19 protein-coding genes are annotated in these 19278 nt (G+C 49.3%); all 19 read left to right on the plus strand.

The features are described 5' to 3' along the window. Positions 1-16: 16 nt before the first annotated feature. Positions 17-1528 (plus strand): F0F1 ATP synthase subunit alpha, encoded by a 1512-nt coding sequence (gene atpA, locus C3B52_RS28585; RefSeq protein ID WP_103109772.1) that lies wholly within the window; start codon positions 17-19, stop codon positions 1526-1528. A 74-nt stretch (positions 1529-1602) separates the two neighbouring features. After that, positions 1603-2466, plus strand: coding sequence for an ATP synthase F1 subunit gamma (atpG, locus tag C3B52_RS28590; RefSeq protein ID WP_103109773.1), 864 nt, complete (start codon positions 1603-1605; stop codon positions 2464-2466). Positions 2467-2515: 49 nt separating this feature from the next. Then, complete coding sequence (atpD, locus tag C3B52_RS28595) at positions 2516-3925, plus strand: F0F1 ATP synthase subunit beta (RefSeq protein WP_103109774.1); 1410 nt, start codon at positions 2516-2518, stop codon at positions 3923-3925. 27 nt (positions 3926-3952) lie between these two features. Next, the gene (locus C3B52_RS28600; RefSeq protein ID WP_103109775.1) at positions 3953-4351 is read left to right on the plus strand and encodes a F0F1 ATP synthase subunit epsilon; all 399 of its coding nucleotides are present in this window, start codon (positions 3953-3955) and stop codon (positions 4349-4351) included. A 221-nt stretch (positions 4352-4572) separates the two neighbouring features. Beyond that, positions 4573-5313, plus strand: coding sequence for a DUF6042 family protein (locus C3B52_RS28605; RefSeq protein ID WP_103109776.1), 741 nt, complete (start codon positions 4573-4575; stop codon positions 5311-5313). A gap of 306 nt (positions 5314-5619) precedes the next feature. Beyond that, positions 5620-5991 carry an NADH-quinone oxidoreductase subunit A gene (locus tag C3B52_RS28610; protein WP_103109803.1) on the plus strand — a complete coding sequence of 124 codons (372 nt, stop codon included), beginning with the start codon at positions 5620-5622 and terminating at the stop codon, positions 5989-5991. Continuing rightward, a complete protein-coding gene (locus C3B52_RS28615; protein WP_049740880.1) occupies positions 5982-6500 on the plus strand; it encodes a NuoB/complex I 20 kDa subunit family protein in 519 nt (172 codons plus the stop codon). Before C3B52_RS28610 ends, C3B52_RS28615 begins: the two co-directional genes overlap by 10 nt. Continuing rightward, positions 6497-8104: an NADH-quinone oxidoreductase subunit C gene (locus C3B52_RS28620; protein ID WP_164684984.1), complete on the plus strand. Its 1608-nt coding sequence runs from the start codon at positions 6497-6499 to the stop codon at positions 8102-8104. The genes C3B52_RS28615 and C3B52_RS28620 overlap by 4 nt, the downstream gene beginning before the upstream one ends. A gap of 3 nt (positions 8105-8107) precedes the next feature. Further along, on the plus strand, positions 8108-9256 hold the full coding sequence (locus tag C3B52_RS28625) for an NADH-quinone oxidoreductase subunit D (protein ID WP_103109777.1): 1149 nt from the start codon (positions 8108-8110) through the stop codon (positions 9254-9256). Further along, positions 9256-10263: an NADH-quinone oxidoreductase subunit NuoH gene (nuoH, locus tag C3B52_RS28630; RefSeq protein ID WP_103109778.1), complete on the plus strand. Its 1008-nt coding sequence runs from the start codon at positions 9256-9258 to the stop codon at positions 10261-10263. The genes C3B52_RS28625 and nuoH overlap by 1 nt, the downstream gene beginning before the upstream one ends. A gap of 80 nt (positions 10264-10343) precedes the next feature. Further along, complete coding sequence (nuoI, locus tag C3B52_RS28635) at positions 10344-10757, plus strand: NADH-quinone oxidoreductase subunit NuoI (protein ID WP_049740883.1); 414 nt, start codon at positions 10344-10346, stop codon at positions 10755-10757. A gap of 1 nt (position 10758) precedes the next feature. After that, positions 10759-11268 carry an NADH-quinone oxidoreductase subunit J gene (locus C3B52_RS28640; RefSeq protein WP_103109779.1) on the plus strand — a complete coding sequence of 170 codons (510 nt, stop codon included), beginning with the start codon at positions 10759-10761 and terminating at the stop codon, positions 11266-11268. After that, positions 11265-11576, plus strand: a complete 312-nt coding sequence (gene nuoK, locus C3B52_RS28645) for an NADH-quinone oxidoreductase subunit NuoK (RefSeq protein ID WP_049740885.1) — start codon at positions 11265-11267, stop codon at positions 11574-11576. The genes C3B52_RS28640 and nuoK overlap by 4 nt, the downstream gene beginning before the upstream one ends. A 27-nt stretch (positions 11577-11603) precedes the next feature. Then, on the plus strand, positions 11604-13526 hold the full coding sequence (nuoL, locus tag C3B52_RS28650; protein WP_103109780.1) for an NADH-quinone oxidoreductase subunit L: 1923 nt from the start codon (positions 11604-11606) through the stop codon (positions 13524-13526). Beyond that, a complete protein-coding gene (locus C3B52_RS28655; RefSeq protein ID WP_103109781.1) occupies positions 13510-15051 on the plus strand; it encodes a complex I subunit 4 family protein in 1542 nt (513 codons plus the stop codon). Before nuoL ends, C3B52_RS28655 begins: the two co-directional genes overlap by 17 nt. Positions 15052-15054: 3 nt before the next feature. Continuing rightward, on the plus strand, positions 15055-16581 hold the full coding sequence (gene nuoN, locus C3B52_RS28660; RefSeq protein ID WP_103109782.1) for an NADH-quinone oxidoreductase subunit NuoN: 1527 nt from the start codon (positions 15055-15057) through the stop codon (positions 16579-16581). A gap of 143 nt (positions 16582-16724) precedes the next feature. Further along, entirely contained in the window at positions 16725-16955 is a 231-nt protein-coding gene (locus C3B52_RS28665; RefSeq protein ID WP_103109783.1) for a DUF1146 family protein, read from the plus strand. A gap of 100 nt (positions 16956-17055) precedes the next feature. After that, positions 17056-17802, plus strand: a complete 747-nt coding sequence (locus C3B52_RS28670; protein ID WP_103109784.1) for a YwmB family TATA-box binding protein — start codon at positions 17056-17058, stop codon at positions 17800-17802. Positions 17803-17820: 18 nt separating this feature from the next. Beyond that, entirely contained in the window at positions 17821-19146 is a 1326-nt protein-coding gene (murA, locus tag C3B52_RS28675) for a UDP-N-acetylglucosamine 1-carboxyvinyltransferase (RefSeq protein WP_103109785.1), read from the plus strand. The last annotated feature ends 132 nt before the right edge of the window (positions 19147-19278 follow it).

Consider the following 19278-nt stretch of genomic DNA (forward strand, 5'->3'; position numbering starts at 1 on the left):
GAATGGGGTGAATTAAGTGAGTGCAATCAGACCAGAAGAGATTAGCTCCCTCATTAAAGAGCGGATCGCTAACTTTAAATCTGAAATCGAAGTTGTGGATGTAGGCTCTGTTATCCAGGTAGGTGACGGTATCGCCCGCGTTCACGGTTTGGAAAAAGCCATGCAAGGTGAACTCCTCGAGTTCCAAAATGGCGTAATGGGTATGGTACTCAACTTGGAAGCAGATAACGTGGGTGTCGTTATTATGGGACCTTTCCGCGACATTAAGGAAGGCGATACTGTAAAACGTACCGGCCGCGTAATGGAAGTTCCAGTTGGGGAAGCGATGCTTGGTCGCGTAGTAAACCCACTGGGTCAACCAATCGATGGTCAAGGCCCAATCGCAAACGATGGTTTCCGCCCTATCGAGAGCCCAGCTCCTGGTGTTATGGCGCGTAAATCCGTACACGAACCGCTCCAAACGGGTATCAAAGCAATCGATGCGATGATTCCAGTTGGTCGTGGACAGCGTGAGTTGATCATTGGAGACCGCCAAACGGGTAAAACATCCGTGGCGCTCGACACGATCATCAACCAAAAAGGCAAAAACATGGTTTGTATCTACGTTGCTATCGGTCAAAAGCAATCCACCGTTGCAAACATCGTAGAAACCCTGCGTAAAGCAGGAGCTCTTGAGTACACCATCATCGTATCCGCTACAGCATCTGACCCAGCTCCTATGCTGTACTTGGCTCCTTATTGTGGTGTAACAATGGGTGAATACTTCATGTACAAGGGCGGACACGTTCTGTGCGTATACGATGACCTGTCTAAACAGGCTTCTGCATACCGCGAAATGTCCCTGTTGCTCCGTCGTCCTCCAGGTCGCGAAGCATACCCTGGTGACGTTTTCTACTTGCACTCCCGCTTGCTGGAGCGCGCTGCGAAATTGTCTGATGATCTGGGTGGCGGTTCTATTACAGCTCTGCCGTTCATTGAAACCCAAGCGGGTGACATTTCTGCATACATTCCAACGAACGTGATCTCCATCACCGATGGTCAGATCTTCCTTGAGACAGACCTTTTCAACGCAGGTCAACGTCCTGCTGTAAATACTGGTCTTTCCGTATCCCGCGTAGGTGGTTCGGCGCAAATCAAGGCGATGAAAAAGGTATCAGGTCCACTCAAGCTTGAGTTGGCTCAATACCGTGAGCTTGCTGCATTTGCTCAGTTCGGTTCTGACCTGGACAAAGCGACCCAAGCTCGTCTGACACGTGGTGAGCGCTTGATGGAAATCATGAAACAAGGTCAGTTCGATCCAATGCCTGTTGAGAAGCAAGTCGCTTCTATCTATACAGCAACAAAAGGTTTCCTGGATGATATTCCAGTTGGAGACGTAGGCCGCTTTGAGAAGGAGCTTCTGTCCTACCTGGATTCCAACAAACCACAACTGTTGGAGCATATCCGTACGACGCATGAGCTCCCAGATGAAAAAGAATTGAACGCAGCGATCGAAGAGTTCAAAAAAGGCTTTTCGGTAACTCGCTAATCGTTAACCTGATAGACATCAGATGCATGCCGGGCTGAGGGCCCGGACATGCGTCCTCAAGGTGGTGAAAACGAGTGGCTAAAGGAATACGTGAGATTCGACGCAGTATCAAAAGTACAAAAAATACGCGTCAAATCACGAAAGCGATGAAAATGGTGGCGGCTGCAAAGCTTCGCCGTAACCAGGAGAAGGCTGAGGCAGCACGTCCGTATGCTGATAAAATCCAGGAAGTGATCGCAAGTATCGCAAGTGGGACCTCTGGTTCCAAGCATCCGATGCTTCAATCGCGTCCAGTGAAAAAGACTGGTTACATTGTTATCACTTCTGACCGTGGTCTTGCGGGTGGTTATAATGCCAACATGCTTCGTGCCGTGATTACAACGATCGGTGAAAAGCACAAGTCCAAGGATGAGTACGGTATTTTTGTAATCGGTCGTAAAGGTCGCGACTTCTTCAATAAACGGAACTACCCGATTGTTGAAGAGGTTACAGGTCTGCCAGCCAGCCCTGCCTTTGCTGATATCAAGAAAATTGCCGGTGCGGCGGTTCAACTGTTCGCGAATGAACAAATTGACGAACTGTACCTGTGCTACAACAAGTTCCAAAGTGCAATTTCGCAAATACCTACCGTAAAACGTTTGCTGCCGTTGGAAGCTCCCGAGAGCACTGATGTGCGCGCAATCAATTACGAGTACGAGCCGTCCTCGGAAGAAGTATTGGCCGATCTGTTGCCAAAATACGCGGAAACACTGGTGTACAGTGCGCTTCTGGAAGCGAAGGCTTCCGAAGAAGGTTCCCGTATGACAGCAATGGGCAACGCGACCGACAACGCTACGGATATGATCAACCGTTACACGCTGATCTACAACCGTGCACGTCAGGCAGCCATTACACAAGAGATTTCCGAGATCGTTGCAGGTGCAAACGCACAGGCTTAAGTGGCAGCGAATAGCTCCCAATTTAGTTTTACAGGAGGGAAGAAGTAAGATGGCGAATGGACGCGTGGTTCAGGTAATGGGTCCGGTTGTTGACGTCGAGTTCGACCGCGGACACCTGCCTGCCATTTATAATGCGATCAAGATTCAACATAAAGCACAAAGCGCTGGCGAGCGCGACATCGAATTGACTGTTGAGGTTGCTACTCATCTGGGTGATAACCTGGTTCGTACCGTTGCGATGTCTTCCACCGATGGTTTGGTTCGCGGTATGACAGCGGTTGATACTGGTGCAGCTATCTCCGTTCCGGTGGGTGCAGTTACTCTCGGACGCGTATTTAACGTTTTGGGAGAGCCGATCGACCTGCAAGACCTCGGTCAAGTAGATCGTCGTGACCCAATTCACCGTAAAGCTCCTGATTTCGTAGACCAAGCAACTACTGTTGAAATCCTGGAAACAGGGATCAAAGTAATTGACCTTTTGGCTCCGTACATCAAGGGTGGTAAGATCGGTCTGTTTGGTGGTGCGGGTGTAGGTAAAACCGTTACTATTCAAGAGCTGATCAACAACATCGCGCAAGAGCACGGTGGTATTTCCGTATTCGCTGGTGTAGGGGAGCGTACCCGTGAAGGTAACGACCTGTACCACGAGATGAAAGACGCAGGCGTTCTGCCGAAAACTGCGATGGTATTCGGTCAAATGAACGAACCACCTGGTGCACGTCTTCGTGTAGCTTTGACCGGTCTGACTATGGCGGAATATTTCCGTGATGAAGAAGGCCGCGACGTTCTTCTGTTTATCGACAACATCTTCCGCTTTACTCAAGCGGGTTCTGAGGTTTCCGCACTTCTCGGCCGTATGCCATCTGCGGTAGGTTACCAGCCAACACTGGCTACCGAAATGGGTCAGCTGCAAGAGCGCATTACTTCCACGAAAAAAGGTTCCGTAACGTCTATTCAAGCGATTTATGTACCAGCGGATGACTATACTGACCCGGCTCCAGCTACTACATTTGCTCACTTGGACGCTACAACTAACCTGGAGCGTTCTATCGCTGAGCTTGGTATCTTCCCTGCGGTAGACCCACTCGCGTCTACGTCCCGTGCTCTGTCTCCGGACGTCGTAGGTCAAGAACACTACGATGTAGCTCGTGGCGTACAAAAAATCCTGCAACGCTACAAAGAACTGCAAGATATCATCGCGATCCTTGGTATGGATGAGCTCAGCGATGATGACAAGCAAGTAGTTGGACGCGCTCGTCGTATTCAACGCTTCTTGTCCCAGTCCTTCCACGTTGCTGAGCAGTTCACAGGTAACCCTGGTCAATATGTACCACTGAAAGAAACTGTTCGCAGCTTCAAGGAAATCCTCGAAGGCAAGCACGATCATCTGCCAGAGGTAGCGTTCCTGTATGTAGGTACCATTGAAGAAGCGGTAGAAAAAGCGAAGAAAATGGCGTAAGACACCCTGGAAAGGGGAGACGATTAAATGAGTAAAATGACAGTTGAAGTCGTAACTCCTGAACGGGTTGTCTACAGCGGTCAGGCTGAAATGGTCATTGCTCGCGGCGTTCAAGGTGACCTCGGTATTTTGCCGAACCATATGCCGCTTGTCAGCCCGCTGAAAATAGCGCCAGTTCGGATTAAGACAGAAGGCGATAAAGAAGTATTGATGGCTGTAAGCGGCGGCTTCATGGAAGTGCGCGGCGATAAAGTTACCATCCTTGCTGAAACGGCTGAATTGCCGGGAGACATCGACGTCGACCGCGCGAAGGCAGCGAAAGCTCGCGCTGAAAAGCGTTTGGCTGAGAAGTATGCCGAGCTCGACGTACTGCGTGCAGAACGCGCGCTGCAACGTGCGATGGCACGTCTCGACGTAACGAAGTAAAGCGTAAGCTGATATCCCCGCGCCCTTTGTGGCAGCGGGGATTTTTCGCTTCGCATACATGAATGAGCACAGGTGGTAACAGGGCATGATATTTCCAGTTGGTAATTGCCTAATGTTTCTGTGTATAATAAACCTAATGCCCTGCCGACAAGCGTGTTCGATAAGGATGACAGCGGAATGAAACGGCATTGGCGACTGGGATTATAAGGAGAGTGTAACTGATGCAAACCGTTCGCGATATCCGCCATAATCAAGATGGCGTAGTGATTCCTAACGGCTTTAGAGCCAATGGTTGGTCAAGTGTATTGTCTCATGAAATGAATGTTCTGTTTCAAGCTATATGCTACGTAGTTACAGAAAAAGAAACAAAAGCTGAAATGGAAAAAGCTTTGGATGAGATTGAGGCTTTGCAAGGCACTTTTACAGAGCCTGTTGCTGAAGGATTTAAATCTGAGGAAGATTTTAAGGGCTATGTGAACCTGTTGAATCGCTTCAAATCATTCCTGGGACGCTCCAATATTGAATATCCAACTTCCCGTGAAGAGGCAATCCAGCTTTTCATCAAGTGGGGGCTGGTTATTGATAATGGCGACGCATGGGACGTGCCTGTTCAGCCATTCCCAGATGCATCCGAGCTGTTCCAATTGAGTGAAGCTGAGTCTATGGCTCTGGCTCATCTCAAGCTGGAATCCTTGGTACATCCGGTATTTAGCCGTTTGGTCATGATGCTGCACGAAAAAGAGGAGAATACGTTCAACCTTTCCAAGGCAGACCTGAAGGAAATGCTGGGTACTAATGACGCGATGCTGGCTGAGGTTCTGATCAAGCTGACTCCATATATGGAAGAAGCGATTGAAAACGTATTGGATATTCCAGATGATGAGCCAATGGCCTTCACGATCGTATGGGAAAGAATCTATGAGGACTTCCTGGGACAACAATTCTCTTCTAACGTCCAATAAATAAACGTATATTGATGGTGACCCCGATATTCGATTCGTTTGGTCATCATACTCCGTTGGAAAAACTTAGGGCATTTACCCTGAGTTTTTTCCCTATTTATGGCACAGAAGGAAGGCTTTCGTTAGACACTCTGTGGGCAATTTGATATAATGATAAAGGTATTTTTTTCTAGCAGTATCAAAAAAGTGACAGCGATCATACCATCATCCTTGATGCTGCAGGCAGTGCCTTTTAATGCAGGTTTAGCCTCTTTAAAAGGGCAGTACAAAATGGATTTATACCTTTGTAGAAGCGGAGGGAACTGGGTGATTGACATCTATGCCAACAATTATGTCATCGTCGCGATCTTTTTGATTCTTGGTGTGCTGTTGCCCGTGGCTACTGTCAGTTTTGTTGGTTCATTGTTGCGTCCAAAGAAACCGACACGTGAAAAGCAAACTACTTATGAAAGCGGTAACATTCCGATCGGTGACAGTTGGGTACGCTTCAATGTGAAGTATTACATCTTTGCCCTGATGTTTGTCATTTTCGATGTAGAAACGCTCTTTCTGTACCCGTGGGCCGTCGCTTACAAAGAGCTGGGGCTGTTTGCCTTGGTGGAGATGGTCATCTTTATCTCCTTACTGGTAGTAGGACTGATTTACGCGTGGAGAAAGAAGGTGCTGGAATGGAACTAGATCTGACAAGTATTGCGCCTGAACTACAAGAAGAACTGAATCGAAACGTGATGTTTACGACACTGGAAACGGTAAAAGGATGGGTTCGCAGCAATTCGCTTTGGCCACTCACCTTTGGTCTAGCGTGCTGTGCAATCGAAATGATGGGAACAGGTGGAGCGCGGTATGACCTTGACCGATTTGGTGTCATTTTTCGTGCCTCGCCAAGACAGTCTGATGTGATGATCGTAGCTGGTACGGTAACGAAAAAGATGGCCCCGCTTCTGCGCAGACTGTACGATCAGATGCCCGAACCAAAATGGGTAATTGCCATGGGGTCCTGTGCGACCGCAGGCGGACCGTACGTGCGCTCCTACAGCGTGGTAAAAGGGGTAGATCAAATCGTACCCGTCGATGTGTACATTCCTGGCTGTCCGCCGAATCCGGCAGCATTAATTTACGGAATCAACAAGCTTCAGGAAAAGATTCGCTATGAAGCGAAGACTGGGAAGCAGGTGACCAGTCAATGACGGACGAAAATCGCAAGCCAACGCCAGAGGAAAAAGCGAAGGCAGCGGCTGAGGCCCGAGCCAAGGCCGAAGCTTTGCGAAAATTAAGAGAACAAGAAGAACAGCCCCAAACAGAAGCGACTGCCGGGGAAGAATCACAGGCAGATCAACACATAAAGGAAGAACCGCAGGCAGTAGCTGCGGCAGAGACGGAAGCAGCCCCACCAGCAAAGCCAATCTCTGAAATGACACCAGAGGAAAAGGCGGCAGCGAAGAAGGCAGCGGCAGCTGAAGCCATCGCCAAGGCGAAAGCAGCGAAGGAAGCTGAAGCTGGAGCAGGAACGGAAGCAGCCCCACCAGCAAAGCCAGTCTCCGAAATGACGCCAGAGGAAAAGGCGGCAGCGAAGAAGGCAGCGGCAGCTGAAGCCATCGCCAAGGCGAAAGCAGCGAAGGAAGCTGAAGCTGGAGCAGGAACGGAAGCTCCGCCAGCAAAGCCAGTCTCCGAAATGACGCCAGAGGAAAAGGCGGCAGCGAAGAAGGCAGCGGCAGCTGAAGCCATCGCCAAGGCGAAAGCAGCGAAGGAAGCAGAAGCTGGAGCAGGAACGGAAGAAGCCCCGCCAGCAAAGCCAATCTCTGAAATGACACCAGAGGAAAAGGCGGCAGCGAAGAAGGCAGCGGCAGCTGAAGCTATCGCCAAGGCGAAAGCAGCGAAGGAAGCCGAAGCTGGAGCAGGAACGGAAGCAGCTCCGCCAGCAAAGCCAGTCTCCGAAATGACGCCTGAGGAAAAAGCGGAAGCGAAAAAAGCAGCGGCAGCAGCGGCGCTTGCAAAAGCAAAGGCTGCGAAAGAGGCAAAGGAAGCGGCAGAGCAGGGCGCAGAAGCTGCAGAAGCAGGCGGAGATGCAGATGCCAAGGCAAAGGCAGCAGCAGCGGCTAAAGCAAAAGCTGCCGCAGCAGCCGCAGCGAAGGCAAAAGCAGCAAGAGAAGCTGGTGGAGCTGGCGCAGATGCTTCAGACGCAGGTAACGATGATGCCAAGGCTAAAGCAGCAGCAGCTGCAAAAGCGAAAGCAGCCGCAGCGGCCGCAGCAAAGGCAAAGGCTGCTCAGACCGGAGATGCAACTGCTGAGGAGGAAGCACCGAAGGCACCGTCTAAAAACCAACCGTATCTTGATAAGTACGTCGCACGTATTACAGATGTGTTTGGAAAAGACGTAATTGAAGCTGCGTATATTAATGAATTAGCAAAAGAGGTTCCTACCTTGACGATCCAAAATGAACGGTGGCATGAAGTAGCCCAGTTTTTAAGGGATGACGAGCAATTAGGCTTCGAATACTTAGCCAATCTGCATGGTGTTGACTATGAGGATCGGCTAGAGGTTTACTATCATTTTTATTCCTACAAGAATCGGCACAGTGTGGCAGTAAAGGTCAAAACGAGCCGGGAGCAGTCAAGTGTTGCATCTGTTATGGACATTTGGCACGGAGCCAACTGGAATGAACGGGAAACATACGATCTTTTAGGGATTCATTTCCCGGGACATAGGGATATGCGTCGAATCCTGTTGCCAGACGAATGGGTAGGCTACCCGCTACGCAAAGATTATGTGCAATACGACGAGGAGGTTTAGAAGATGAACCAGAACATCCTCACAACTCAAATAGAGACCTCTTCTGACACAGGAATTCGCACGGAAGAGATGCTTTTGAACGTTGGACCACAGCATCCTAGTACACACGGAGTATTTCGATTGGTCGTAAAGATTGATGGGGAGACGATCAAAGAAGCCGTCCCAGTAATGGGGTATTTGCACCGTGGCACAGAAAAGCTGGCGGAAAACCTGACCTATACACAAATCATCCCGTATACAGACCGGATGGACTACGTGTCAGCTATGACCAACAACTATGTGCTCTGTCATGCAGTAGAAACAATGATGGGTCTGGAAATTCCCGAGCGTGCCCAGTTTTTGCGGCTGATTGCGATGGAGCTGAACCGGGTGGCGAGTCATTTGGTTTGGTGGGGAACGTATCTGCTCGACATTGGGGCGATGGGTCCTTTCCTATATGCGTTCCGTGATCGGGAAACGATTCTTGATTTGTTTAACGAGCTGTGTGGCGCGCGCATGACCTTTAATTACATGCGTGTGGGCGGAGTCAAGTGGGATGCGCCGCCAGGTTGGACAGACAAGGCAAAAGATTTCGTCCAATACATGAAGAAAGAATTGAACAACTATCATAATTTAGTGACCGGCAATGAAATTTTCATCAGCCGCATCAAGGGTATTGGAAAATTCGACACCAAAACAGCCTTGGATTACTCGCTCTCAGGTGTTATGCTGCGGTCTACTGGTGTAAAATGGGATCTGCGCAAGGACGAACCGTACTGTATTTATGACCGCTTTGAATTCGATGTACCAACAGCTACTGAGGGAGATTGCATGGCACGGTACAATCTGCGCATGGCCGAAATCGAGCAATCGTTGCGCATACTTGAGCAGGCGCTCGAGCAATTCCCTAGCGAGGGCGAAGTTATGGGCAAGGTACCGCGTGTGATCCGTCCGCCAGCAGGCGAAACTTATGTCCGCATCGAATCACCACGTGGAGAGATCGGCTGCTATATCGCCAGCCAAGGTAAGGATAAGCCCTGGAGATTGAAATTTAGACGTCCATCGTTTACGAATCTGCAAATTCTGCCCAAGTTGTTGGAGGGAGAAAGCATCGCCAACATGATCGCCATTCTGGGCAGTATCGACATCGTGCTTGGGGAGGTTGACTGTTAATGAGTGCACTCTTGCAGCAAACACCCTCATGGGGAACCGCTATCTGGTTTATCCTGGCTGCAGTCGTACTGCTTGCGGTGTTGTTGGGGTTCGTTACGTACGCCATTTACTTTGAGCGAAAAGTAATCGGATGGATGCAGCTGCGGATCGGACCGAATCGAGTAGGTCCACTCGGTTTACTGCAAACTGTTGCGGACGTAGCCAAGCTCCTGCTTAAAGAAGATATCCGTCCCAAGGATGCAGACAAAGCGCTGTTTACTTTAGCGCCGATTTTAGCCTATGCGCCTGCCTTTGCTGTACTGGCTGTGATGCCTTTTACAGAAAGCATTCAATTCGCTGATTTGGGCATCGGCCTACTGTACTATATCGCTCTATCCGGAATTACGGTGTTAGGCGTCATTACAGCAGGCTGGGCATCCAATAACAAGTACTCGCTGATCGGGGGTCTCCGCTCCGCTGCGCAGATGATCAGCTATGAAGTGCCGCTGGTCATGTCCGTAGTGGGTATCGTTCTACTGACGGGCAGCATGAATCTTCGCGAAATTGTCGAAGCTCAGCGGGATGTCTGGAATATCGTTCCGCAGTTCATCGGTTTTTGTGTATTTATTATTGCTGCACAGGCTGAGCTGAATCGTTCCCCGTTTGACCTGCCGGAAGCAGAGTCAGAGTTGGTAGGTGGCTACCACGTCGAGTACACGGGTTTCCGGTTTGCGATGTTCATGCTTGCTGAATACGTGTATATGTTTGGTATGGGAACATTGATCACGATTCTCTTTTTGGGTGGATGGCTGCCGATTCATCCAGCGTTGGACTTTATTCCGGGGATCGTTTGGTTTATTCTTAAATTTTCGCTGTACGTCTTCCTCCAGTTCTGGATTCGCGCCACGATGCCGCGCATGCGTGTCGACCAACTGATGTCGTTTGCCTGGAAAGTGCTGTTGCCAGTGGCGCTGCTCAATATCCTGCTCACAGCAGTCGTTGTCTCTTACCAGAACGGCATGTTTTAATAGACGGCTCGTGTTTCATAGCGCAGGCTTCGCCATTTGCTCGGCGCAGCCAAGTTCTCAAATTCTGAGGGGTGACACACATGCTAGGACTGGCCAAAGGCCTGGGGTATACATTTAAAAAGCTCACAGAAAAAAAGGTAACCCATTTCTACCCGGATGTGCCGTTTCCCATGCCGCCCCGTTTTCGCGGCATTCAGCACTTTTCACCGGAAAAATGCATCGTCTGCAATCAATGCGCGCGTGTATGTCCGACTGAGTGTATTCAATTGACGGGGAAACCGCATCCTGACCCAGAGAAAAAGGGGAAAATCATTGACACGTACGACATTAACTTTGAGCTATGCATTCTTTGCGATCTCTGTACGGAGGTATGTCCGACGGAAGCGATCGTGATGACCAACAACTTTGAGCTTGCTGCTTACAGCAGGGATGAATTGTACAAGAACTTGAAATGGCTGGACGCCAACAATACGAACGTCAGGGAGGAGAATTAGCATGACCGGCGAATTTGTAGCCTTTTTCATCCTGTCTCTTCTGACGATTGGTGGCGCCGTCTTCATGATCAGCTTTACCCGCGTCGTACACATGGTCATTTCACTGGGGATTACGTTTATCAGCATTGCGGGACTGTTCGTGCTGGTAGGTGCAGAATTCGTAGGGGTAGCACAGGTACTCGTTTATTCAGGTGCCATATCGATTTTGATGCTATTCGGGATCATGCTGACCAAGCATGATGCCAACGACGAAGGAACAGGACGGACGTGGAAAAACCGATTTATCCTGCTGTTCGTGGCTGGCATATTCGGACTGTTGTTCTGGGGGGTTCAAAATACACCATGGCCCGCTCCACCAGCACCAGTGGCTTCCACGGTGAGCAATGCCAAAGAAATCGGTATAGAGGTATTCACCAAGTACGTCATCCCGTTTGAACTGTTGTCCGTACTGCTATTGGTCGCATTGATAGGTGCGATCATTATGGCGAAAAAGGAGGGGGATAACGAATGACGGTAAGCATTACCTCCTATTTGATGGTCGCTCTGATTCTCTTTTGTGTCGGCTTGTATGGAGCACTGACCAAGCGCAATGCAGTCGTCGTGCTGCTATCCATCGAGCTGATGCTGAATGCAGTGAATATCAATCTGGTTGCCTTTTCTAAATTCGGCTTGTATCCAGCGGTGGCAGGACAAATTTTCACGCTGTTTACCATGACCGTAGCTGCTGCTGAGGTAGCATTGGGATTAGCCATTTTGATTGCGTTGTACCGTAACAAAGCTACTGTCAACGTAGACGAAATGGACCAAATGAAACGATAAGATGGAGACCTGATAAGGAGGACAAAGATGGATACTCTCTTTCATTATGCCTGGCTGATCCCTCTGTTTCCGCTTCTTGCTTTCATCGTGATCGTCTCATTTGGTCGCCAGCTGAAAGAAGGAGCGGCCTTGATCGGCATTTCGCTGACGGCTGTTTCATTCGTGATTGCGTTGCTTACATTTTGGGCGAGATTCCAGAATGGAGCAGCGGACTACAAATTCGTACTCGATTGGCTGCAGGTCGGCGATATTATCATCAACATGGGATTTGAAGTCAATCAGCTCAATGCCATGATGTTGGTCATCGTGACTTTAGTCAGCCTGCTGGTTCAAATTTACTCAAAAGGCTACATGCATGGGGACGAACGTTTTCCCGTGTTTTATCAGTATCTGGCACTCTTTACTTTCTCCATGCTTGGGCTGGTTATCTCGCCCAATCTACTGCAGGTTTACATTTTCTGGGAGTTGGTAGGTGTCTGTTCATTCCTGCTCGTAGGCTACTACTATTTCAAACGCGAAGCGAAGGCTGCTGCCAAAAAGGCTTTTATCGTGACGCGTATCGGGGATTTGGGGCTTTTCATCGGAATTTGCCTGTTGTTCTGGTGGACAGGAAGCTTTGAATACTCGCAAATCTTTGAGAGTGTAGCACTGGGGCGCTTGGAGCCATGGATGATTACATTGGCTGCGATCCTCATTTTCGTGGGAGCTATGGGAAAATCGGGTCAATTCCCGCTGCACACATGGTTGCCTGACGCCATGGAAGGTCCCACACCTGTATCTGCCCTGATCCATGCTGCTACGATGGTTGCAGCTGGTGTGTACTTGGTCGCGGCGACTTATCCGTTGTTCATCGCTTCGGAAACGGCATTGACCGTAGTGGCGTACGTGGGTGGCTTTACAGCGATATTCGCAGCTTCAATTGGTCTCACACAACGCGACATCAAACGCGTGCTTGCCTATTCAACCGTCAGTCAGCTCGGGTACATGATGATGGCCCTTGGCGTAGCGGGCGCAGCTGGATATGTAGCAGGCTCGTTCCACTTGATGACTCACGCCTTTTTCAAAGCGTTGCTCTTCTTGGGAGCGGGCAGCGTCATCCATGCCGTACATACACAGGATGTATTTGAGATGGGTGGACTGTGGAAAAAGATGCCTGTGACTGCACTGACCTTTTTGATCGGCTGTTTGGCAATCGCGGGGATCTTCCCGTTTGCAGGCTTCTGGTCAAAGGAAGCTATTTTGGGAGCGGTGTACGGTGCGCACCGTTATGATTTATTGTTTATCGCGCTGTTGGCGGCTTTCTTTACCGCCTTCTATATGTTCCGACTCTTCTTCCTGACGTTTGCAGGAGAGCCGCGGAGCAAGCATGAGGCACATGAGTCTCCTGCAGTGATGACAGGGCCACTGCTGATCCTGGCATTGCTTGCCGTTGTAGCAGGTTTTGTGAATACACCTTATGCTCCGATGCTCTCTGACTGGCTGCTATCTACAGGAACAGGTGCGGCAATTACAAGTGTATTTGGAGACGGAGGCGAGCACGCTGCGGCATGGCTGCAAATCGTAGCGCTGGTAATCTCGATTCTCGGAGTGGTTTTGGCGTATTTCATGTACGGAAAAAAATCCATTCCGTCCGACACCATTCCCGAAGCAATGCCATGGCTCTATCAGCTTTCCTACCGCAAGTACTTTGTTGATGAGCTCTACCATTATGTAATTGTTCGTCCACTCGGATGGCTGGGCTTTATCTTGAACGCATTTGACAAGTACGTAGTGGATGGATTAGTAGGATTGACAGCGAAGATTACGCAGGGAATCGGGTCTCTGCACGCCAGAGCCCAAAGCGGACAAATCCAGTCTTACGGAGCTGTGGTGCTGTTTGGATTGCTGCTGCTCATTATCGCTATTAGCTTGACGGCACAGGGAGGTGGACTCTTTGGATTCGGTCACTAATATCCTCTTGTCGTCACTGGTGTTTTCCCCGCTGCTGGCGATCATCATTATCGCATTTATGCCGAGTCACAAGGGTGGAACGATCAAGCTGGTCGGTATCCTCGGTACCTTGCTACCACTCATTTTGGCTCTGTGGATGTTTGGGCTTTTCAATTACGACACGGCCAATCTTCAGTTCATCGAAAAGCACGACTGGATATCGATTCCGATCGGGATGGCACAGACAGGCGCGGTATTTACCTTTGATATCAACTACGAGCTTGGTGTAGATGGTATCTCGATGCCGCTGATCTTGTTGACAGCGATTATCGCAACTCTTGCAGCAGTTGCTTCCTGGCAGATTAAAAAGCGGTTGAAAGAGTTTTTTATCCTGTTTCATCTGCTGTTGATCGGAATGCTGGGGGTTTTTGCAGCAGATAACCTGTTCCTGTTCTTCATTTTCTTCGAATTGACGCTGGTTCCTACTTACTTCCTTATTGGAATCTGGGGATACGGAGAGCGTGAGCAGGCGGCAAACAAGTTTCTTTTGTACAACGGAATTGGTTCAGGGATCATGCTTATCGCGTTCATCGTGATTTTTGTCGTGATGCGCACATTAAATATTGACCAAATTGGTGCCATTCTGACGACACCGGAGCATCCGATTTCAGCGGCACTTACTCCAGAATTCCGCTTTGGACTGTTTATGGCTTTGTTCATCGCCTTTGCGATCAAGCTGCCCGTATTTCCATTCCATACGTGGATGCTGAAGGTGCACGTTCAGGCGCCGCCTTCCATCGTTATGATCCACTCGGGGATTTTGTTGAAAATGGGTGCATACGGCTTGCTGCGCATGGGAATCGGCTTTTTTCCTGAACAGGCGTACCAGTTCTCTACGTGGCTGGCAGTACTGGGAATCATCAACATTCTGTATGGAGCGGTGCTTGCTTTCGTACAAAAGGATTTGAAGATGGTGATGGCTTACTCCAGTATTAGCCATATGGGAATCGTGCTGCTAGGCTTTGCGTCGATGAATACAATCGGGTTTCAAGGCGCGATGTTCCAGGTTATATCGCACGGCTTTATTTCGGCGCTGTTGTTCTTCCTGATTGGCGTCATTTGGGACCGTACCCAGACCTCGATGCTCGACGATTTAGGCGGCTTGGCCAAGTCAATGCCGTTCGTGAGCGGTGTTTTGCTGGCAGGTGGTATGGCTTCTCTCGGTCTTCCCGGCATGTCAGGATTTATCAGCGAATTCTTCGCCTTCCTGGGATTGTTCGGGCGAATGCCTGTGCTTGCAGCAGTGGGGGCAATCGGAATCGTTTTGACAGCGGTATATTTACTGCGAGCGATCTTGAAAACGACATTTGGGCAGGCACCTAGCCGTTTTACGGGTATTGCGGATGCGCAACCGATGGAAGTCATTCCGATGGTCGTTCTTTTGGGATGCATTATCCTGATTGGTGTGTACCCGGCAGTACTTGGCAATCCGATGCAACAAGCACTAAAAACGATCGTACCCATCGTCACGGGAATAGGAGGGTAATCCATGGACGTTAAAGATATTTTCTCATATGACTGGAGTTACCTTCTGCCCGAATTTATCATCCTTGGTTTTGCCACGCTGTTGTCACTGTTAGATCTTTTTGCAGGGAAACGTCTCGGCAAGCAGGTGATTGGCTGGCTCTCCTTGGTGGGTGTGGTACTTGCAGCAGTCTTCGTGTTTGTAAACGTAAATACGCTCGATAAGCCGTATAGCTATATGGCAGACATGATCCGCATTGATGACTACGGGAATGCTTTCAAATTGCTTTTCCTGGGTGGTACGGCCTTTGCTCTTTTGATCTCCCTTTCCTATTTAAAGAAAGGGGAGGTACAGCACTCGGGTGAGTATTATTATCTCTTGCTGACAGGTTTATTGGGAGCCATGGTCATGGCCTCTTCGGCCGATCTAATTACGCTGTTTGTTGGCTTGGAGCTTTTGTCCCTGTCTTCCTATATTCTTGTCGGAATGAGAAAAAAATCGTTACAATCGAATGAATCGGCATTCAAGTATGTCGTCTCTGGAGGAATTGCCACAGCGATTACCTTGTTCGGGATGTCGTACATTTACGGCTTGACGGGAACGACCCATATTTATGAGATTTCCATGCGTTTGGCAGAGGCTGGCATGGCGGGCTATCAGTTCCTTGTTTATGTAGCGTTTGCTTTTCTAGTGGTTGGTTTAGCGTTCAAAATTTCTGCGGCTCCGTTCCATATGTGGACACCGGATGTTTACCAGGGCGCTCCTACTCCAATCACGGCGTTTCTCGCGGTCGTTTCGAAAGCTGCAGGCTTTTCCTTGCTGTTCCGCGTAGTGATGATCTCGTTCTTTAACGTTACGGACGGCGTAGGACGATTCTTTTTCCAAGAGGGCAGCCTGTATCTGGGCCTCATGGCAGCAGCTTCGATGATCATCGGGAACACCATGGCGATTCGCCAAACGAATGTCAAACGAATGATGGCTTACTCTGGTATTGCGCAGGCTGGTTATTTGCTCGTGCCGTTTGTACCACCGACAACGCTCTTTTTCAGTGAAGTAATTTTCTATCTGTTTGCGTACCTGCTAGTCAGCTTTGGGGCTTTTGCCGTCATCATGGTAGTAGCACAGGAGCAGCAAACTGAGGATTTGAAAGGCTTTGCCGGTTTGTATCACAGGTCTCCGATCATGGCGGTCGCGATGAGCATTTTCTTGCTCTCTCTGGCAGGGATCCCGGTAACCGCAGGCTTCTTCGGGAAATTTTATCTGTTCATGGGGGCATTGGCACAGGAGAACTATTGGCTGAGTGCGATTATGATTGTGACCAGCGTCATTTCCTATTACTACTACTTCGGGATTATTCGACAAATGTACATGCGTCCAGGCACTACAGAAGCGAGGTTAGCAGTACCAAAAGGCATTTGGGTATTTGTGCTCGTCATGGCGGTCGCTACCGTATTCTTTGGGGCGTTTCCGGGACTGGTTACAGACTATGTACAGACACATTTCAATCCGTCGTTTGATTTTGGAAACATGCTTCCACCAAACTTTCAGTGAGACTCGTAACTGATACGTACTTCATGTACAATAGAAGGGATAGCCCATTTTTGGAGGGCTGTCCCTTTTTCTGTTACTAGAAAGAAGGGAGCCTCACCCTTGAAGAGGCTTCGATAGAGGTTTTCTTACAGGAGGATACGAGCGTGTCACAAGAAATTTACGGCTTTCTGAGCATCATTTTATCGATCGTGTTTATTGGATTGGCATGGTGGGCTCTCCAATCGTTTCGCTTTGAAAAAATAGTAAAGCGGCCAAGTGGCGCACAGGCCAAGCTGTTACAGATTTTCCTGTCGATTGTCATCGGCTATGAGGTATCGCGCTTTTTCCTCGATTACTTGGGCTGGTCCCTTGCATTTGGGAACATGTTCTCGTAATTGCCCAAACATCATTTAGAGATTGCTGGTATATCCACCCATTTTCATGTGCAAAATGAGAAGTACAAAGAGATGTACGTGAAATGGGGAGAGGGTAGTCATGGGGAAATGGTCTGGTTGGATCGTTCTAGCTCTATTGTTTGTCATGGGTGTAGTTTATTGGATGCCTGCGCAGGCGACAGAAGTGAAGCCAGTGGCTGCCCAGCTGCTAGGTGCTTTGGAAGACTCTGGAGCTACAGGATTGACGATTCAGGTGCGTGCCCGTACCGCTATGGGGCAGGTCCTGCATCCGGAAGAAGTCAAAGAGTTGGCGGAAAAATGGGCGAAACAACTAGAGATTCCTTTTCCCAATATCGAGTTCTCGCGGAAAAACAATATCCTTGTGTATCAATCTGCGTATTCGCATGACGACGTACAACTGCGCTATGAGGTTACAGGTGTCCCCAAAAATGGTTCTTTTGACACGTATGTAGTGCTACAGTTGTCAGGAAGTCGTCAAACCCTACTATATATTGAACAAATACAGGAAACGTTCGCGAATGCCCTGAGCAAAGCCAACTTTATTCCGCAAATTAGCACTTGTATTCGCGGAATGTACAATGTTAATATGAGTGTTGACCAACAGGAGGGTAAGATTTTGTCGATTTTTAACACCCTTCAGGCAACAGAACTCGAACGTTTGCAGGATGAGACGGTTGTCAGTATTTCCGGGCATACCCCTATGTGGGAACCGTTCATCGCGTTAAACGGACAAAAGATGAACCTGCAGGTAGCCACACATCGTGATAGCAACAATGCTGGAACCTGGGTCACTGTAGGAACGCCAATCATCACAGCGGAATATTAGCACGCGGAGGGGTACACATTGGATAAAATTATTGTCCGCGGTGGTAAGGCATTGACAGGGAATGTAAAAGTCTCTGGCGCGAAAAATGCCGTACTCCCTATTATTGCAGCATCTATCCTGGCCGAGGAAGGGACATGCGTCATTTCGGACGTGCCTGCACTCGACGATGTCAGGACGATTTGCGACCTCTTGAAAACGATGGGAATCTCCCTTACATATGATCACGAAGTGCTGACAATTAACGCTTCCAAGCTGACTAGTGTGGAAGCCTCCTATGAACTGGTTCGCAAAATGCGTGCGTCCTTCCTCGTGATGGGACCACTTTTGGCCAGAAAAGGGAAGGCTCGTGTCGCTCTTCCAGGTGGTTGTGCCATTGGTACCCGCCCGATCGATCAGCATCTAAAAGGGTTTGAAGCCATGGGAGCCAAGATCGAGATCGGACAAGGGTTTATTGAAGCAACCGTACAAGGCCGATTGAAGGGCGCGAAAATCTACCTCGATATTGCGAGTGTAGGAGCTACCGAAAACATCATGATGGCTGCTGCTTTGGCAGAGGGTACGACCGTGATCGAGAATGCGGCAGAAGAGCCGGAGATTGTAGATTTGGCCAACTTCCTGAACCGGATGGGGGCAAAAATCCGCGGCGCTGGTACGGGTTCGATCCGTATCGAGGGCGTGGAAAAAATGACTGGATGCACGCATTGTGTCATTCCAGACCGTGTTGAAGCAGGTACCTTTATGGTTGCTGCCGCGATTACGGGTGGAGATGTTTTTGTCGAAGGCGCTATTTGTGATCACCTCAAATCCGTAACGGCCAAGCTGCGTGAAATGGGCGTGGAAGTGGATGAGCAGGAGAACGGTATTCGTGTTCGCCGCACAGGTGCACTCAAAGCGGTTGATTTGAAAACATTGCCATACCCAGGCTTCCCTACAGACATGCAATCGCAAATGATGGCACTGCTTCTCGTTTCTGAGGGGACTAGCATCGTGACAGAGACTGTTTTTGAGAATCGTTTCATGCACGTGGAAGAATTCCGCCGTATGAATGCCAATATTAAAATTGAGGGTCGCAGCGCAATAGTAGAAGGCGGCTCCAAGCTGACAGGCAGCAAGGTAGCAGCGACAGACCTGCGTGCAGGTGCTGCACTGGTGCTGGCTGGATTGGTATCAGAGGGTGTAACGGAAGTATCTGCCTTGCACCACATTGATCGCGGTTACGTAAACTTTACGGAAAAGCTGCTTGCACTAGGCGCAGACGTGGAACGATACGTACCTGAAACAGAGAAGCGTGATGCTGCAGTGACCGAAACGGTGAAAGTAAGCTTCTCTCCTAATTTTGCTTGACCAATATGTCAACTAGATGGCAAAAACAAAAAGGCGTGTGAACTGGTGACAGTTTTGCACGCTTTTTTGTTGTTTTCTATGCAAGAGCTTCATAGGAACGGTCATTCTCGCTTCCCTCTCATTCTCTCGTTC

It is taken from the genome of Brevibacillus reuszeri (genome assembly GCF_002897295.1).
Taxonomy (GTDB): Bacteria; Bacillota; Bacilli; order Brevibacillales; family Brevibacillaceae; genus Brevibacillus; species Brevibacillus reuszeri_A.

Excerpts from the sequence above, each read along its gene's own strand:
- atpD (WP_103109774.1), top strand. The coding sequence starts at position 2,516 with ATGGCGAATGGACGCGTGGTTCAGGTAATGGGTCCGGTTGTTGACGTC.
- C3B52_RS28600 (WP_103109775.1), top strand. The coding sequence starts at position 3,953 with ATGAGTAAAATGACAGTTGAAGTCGTAACTCCTGAACGGGTTGTCTAC.
- C3B52_RS28605 (WP_103109776.1), top strand. The coding sequence starts at position 4,573 with ATGCAAACCGTTCGCGATATCCGCCATAATCAAGATGGCGTAGTGATT.
- C3B52_RS28615 (WP_049740880.1), top strand. The coding sequence starts at position 5,982 with ATGGAACTAGATCTGACAAGTATTGCGCCTGAACTACAAGAAGAACTG.
- C3B52_RS28620 (WP_164684984.1), top strand. The coding sequence starts at position 6,497 with ATGACGGACGAAAATCGCAAGCCAACGCCAGAGGAAAAAGCGAAGGCA.
- C3B52_RS28625 (WP_103109777.1), top strand. The coding sequence starts at position 8,108 with ATGAACCAGAACATCCTCACAACTCAAATAGAGACCTCTTCTGACACA.
- nuoH (WP_103109778.1), top strand. The coding sequence starts at position 9,256 with ATGAGTGCACTCTTGCAGCAAACACCCTCATGGGGAACCGCTATCTGG.
- nuoI (WP_049740883.1), top strand. The coding sequence starts at position 10,344 with ATGCTAGGACTGGCCAAAGGCCTGGGGTATACATTTAAAAAGCTCACA.
- C3B52_RS28640 (WP_103109779.1), top strand. The coding sequence starts at position 10,759 with ATGACCGGCGAATTTGTAGCCTTTTTCATCCTGTCTCTTCTGACGATT.
- nuoK (WP_049740885.1), top strand. The coding sequence starts at position 11,265 with ATGACGGTAAGCATTACCTCCTATTTGATGGTCGCTCTGATTCTCTTT.
- nuoL (WP_103109780.1), top strand. The coding sequence starts at position 11,604 with ATGGATACTCTCTTTCATTATGCCTGGCTGATCCCTCTGTTTCCGCTT.
- nuoN (WP_103109782.1), top strand. The coding sequence starts at position 15,055 with ATGGACGTTAAAGATATTTTCTCATATGACTGGAGTTACCTTCTGCCC.
- C3B52_RS28670 (WP_103109784.1), top strand. The coding sequence starts at position 17,056 with ATGGGGAAATGGTCTGGTTGGATCGTTCTAGCTCTATTGTTTGTCATG.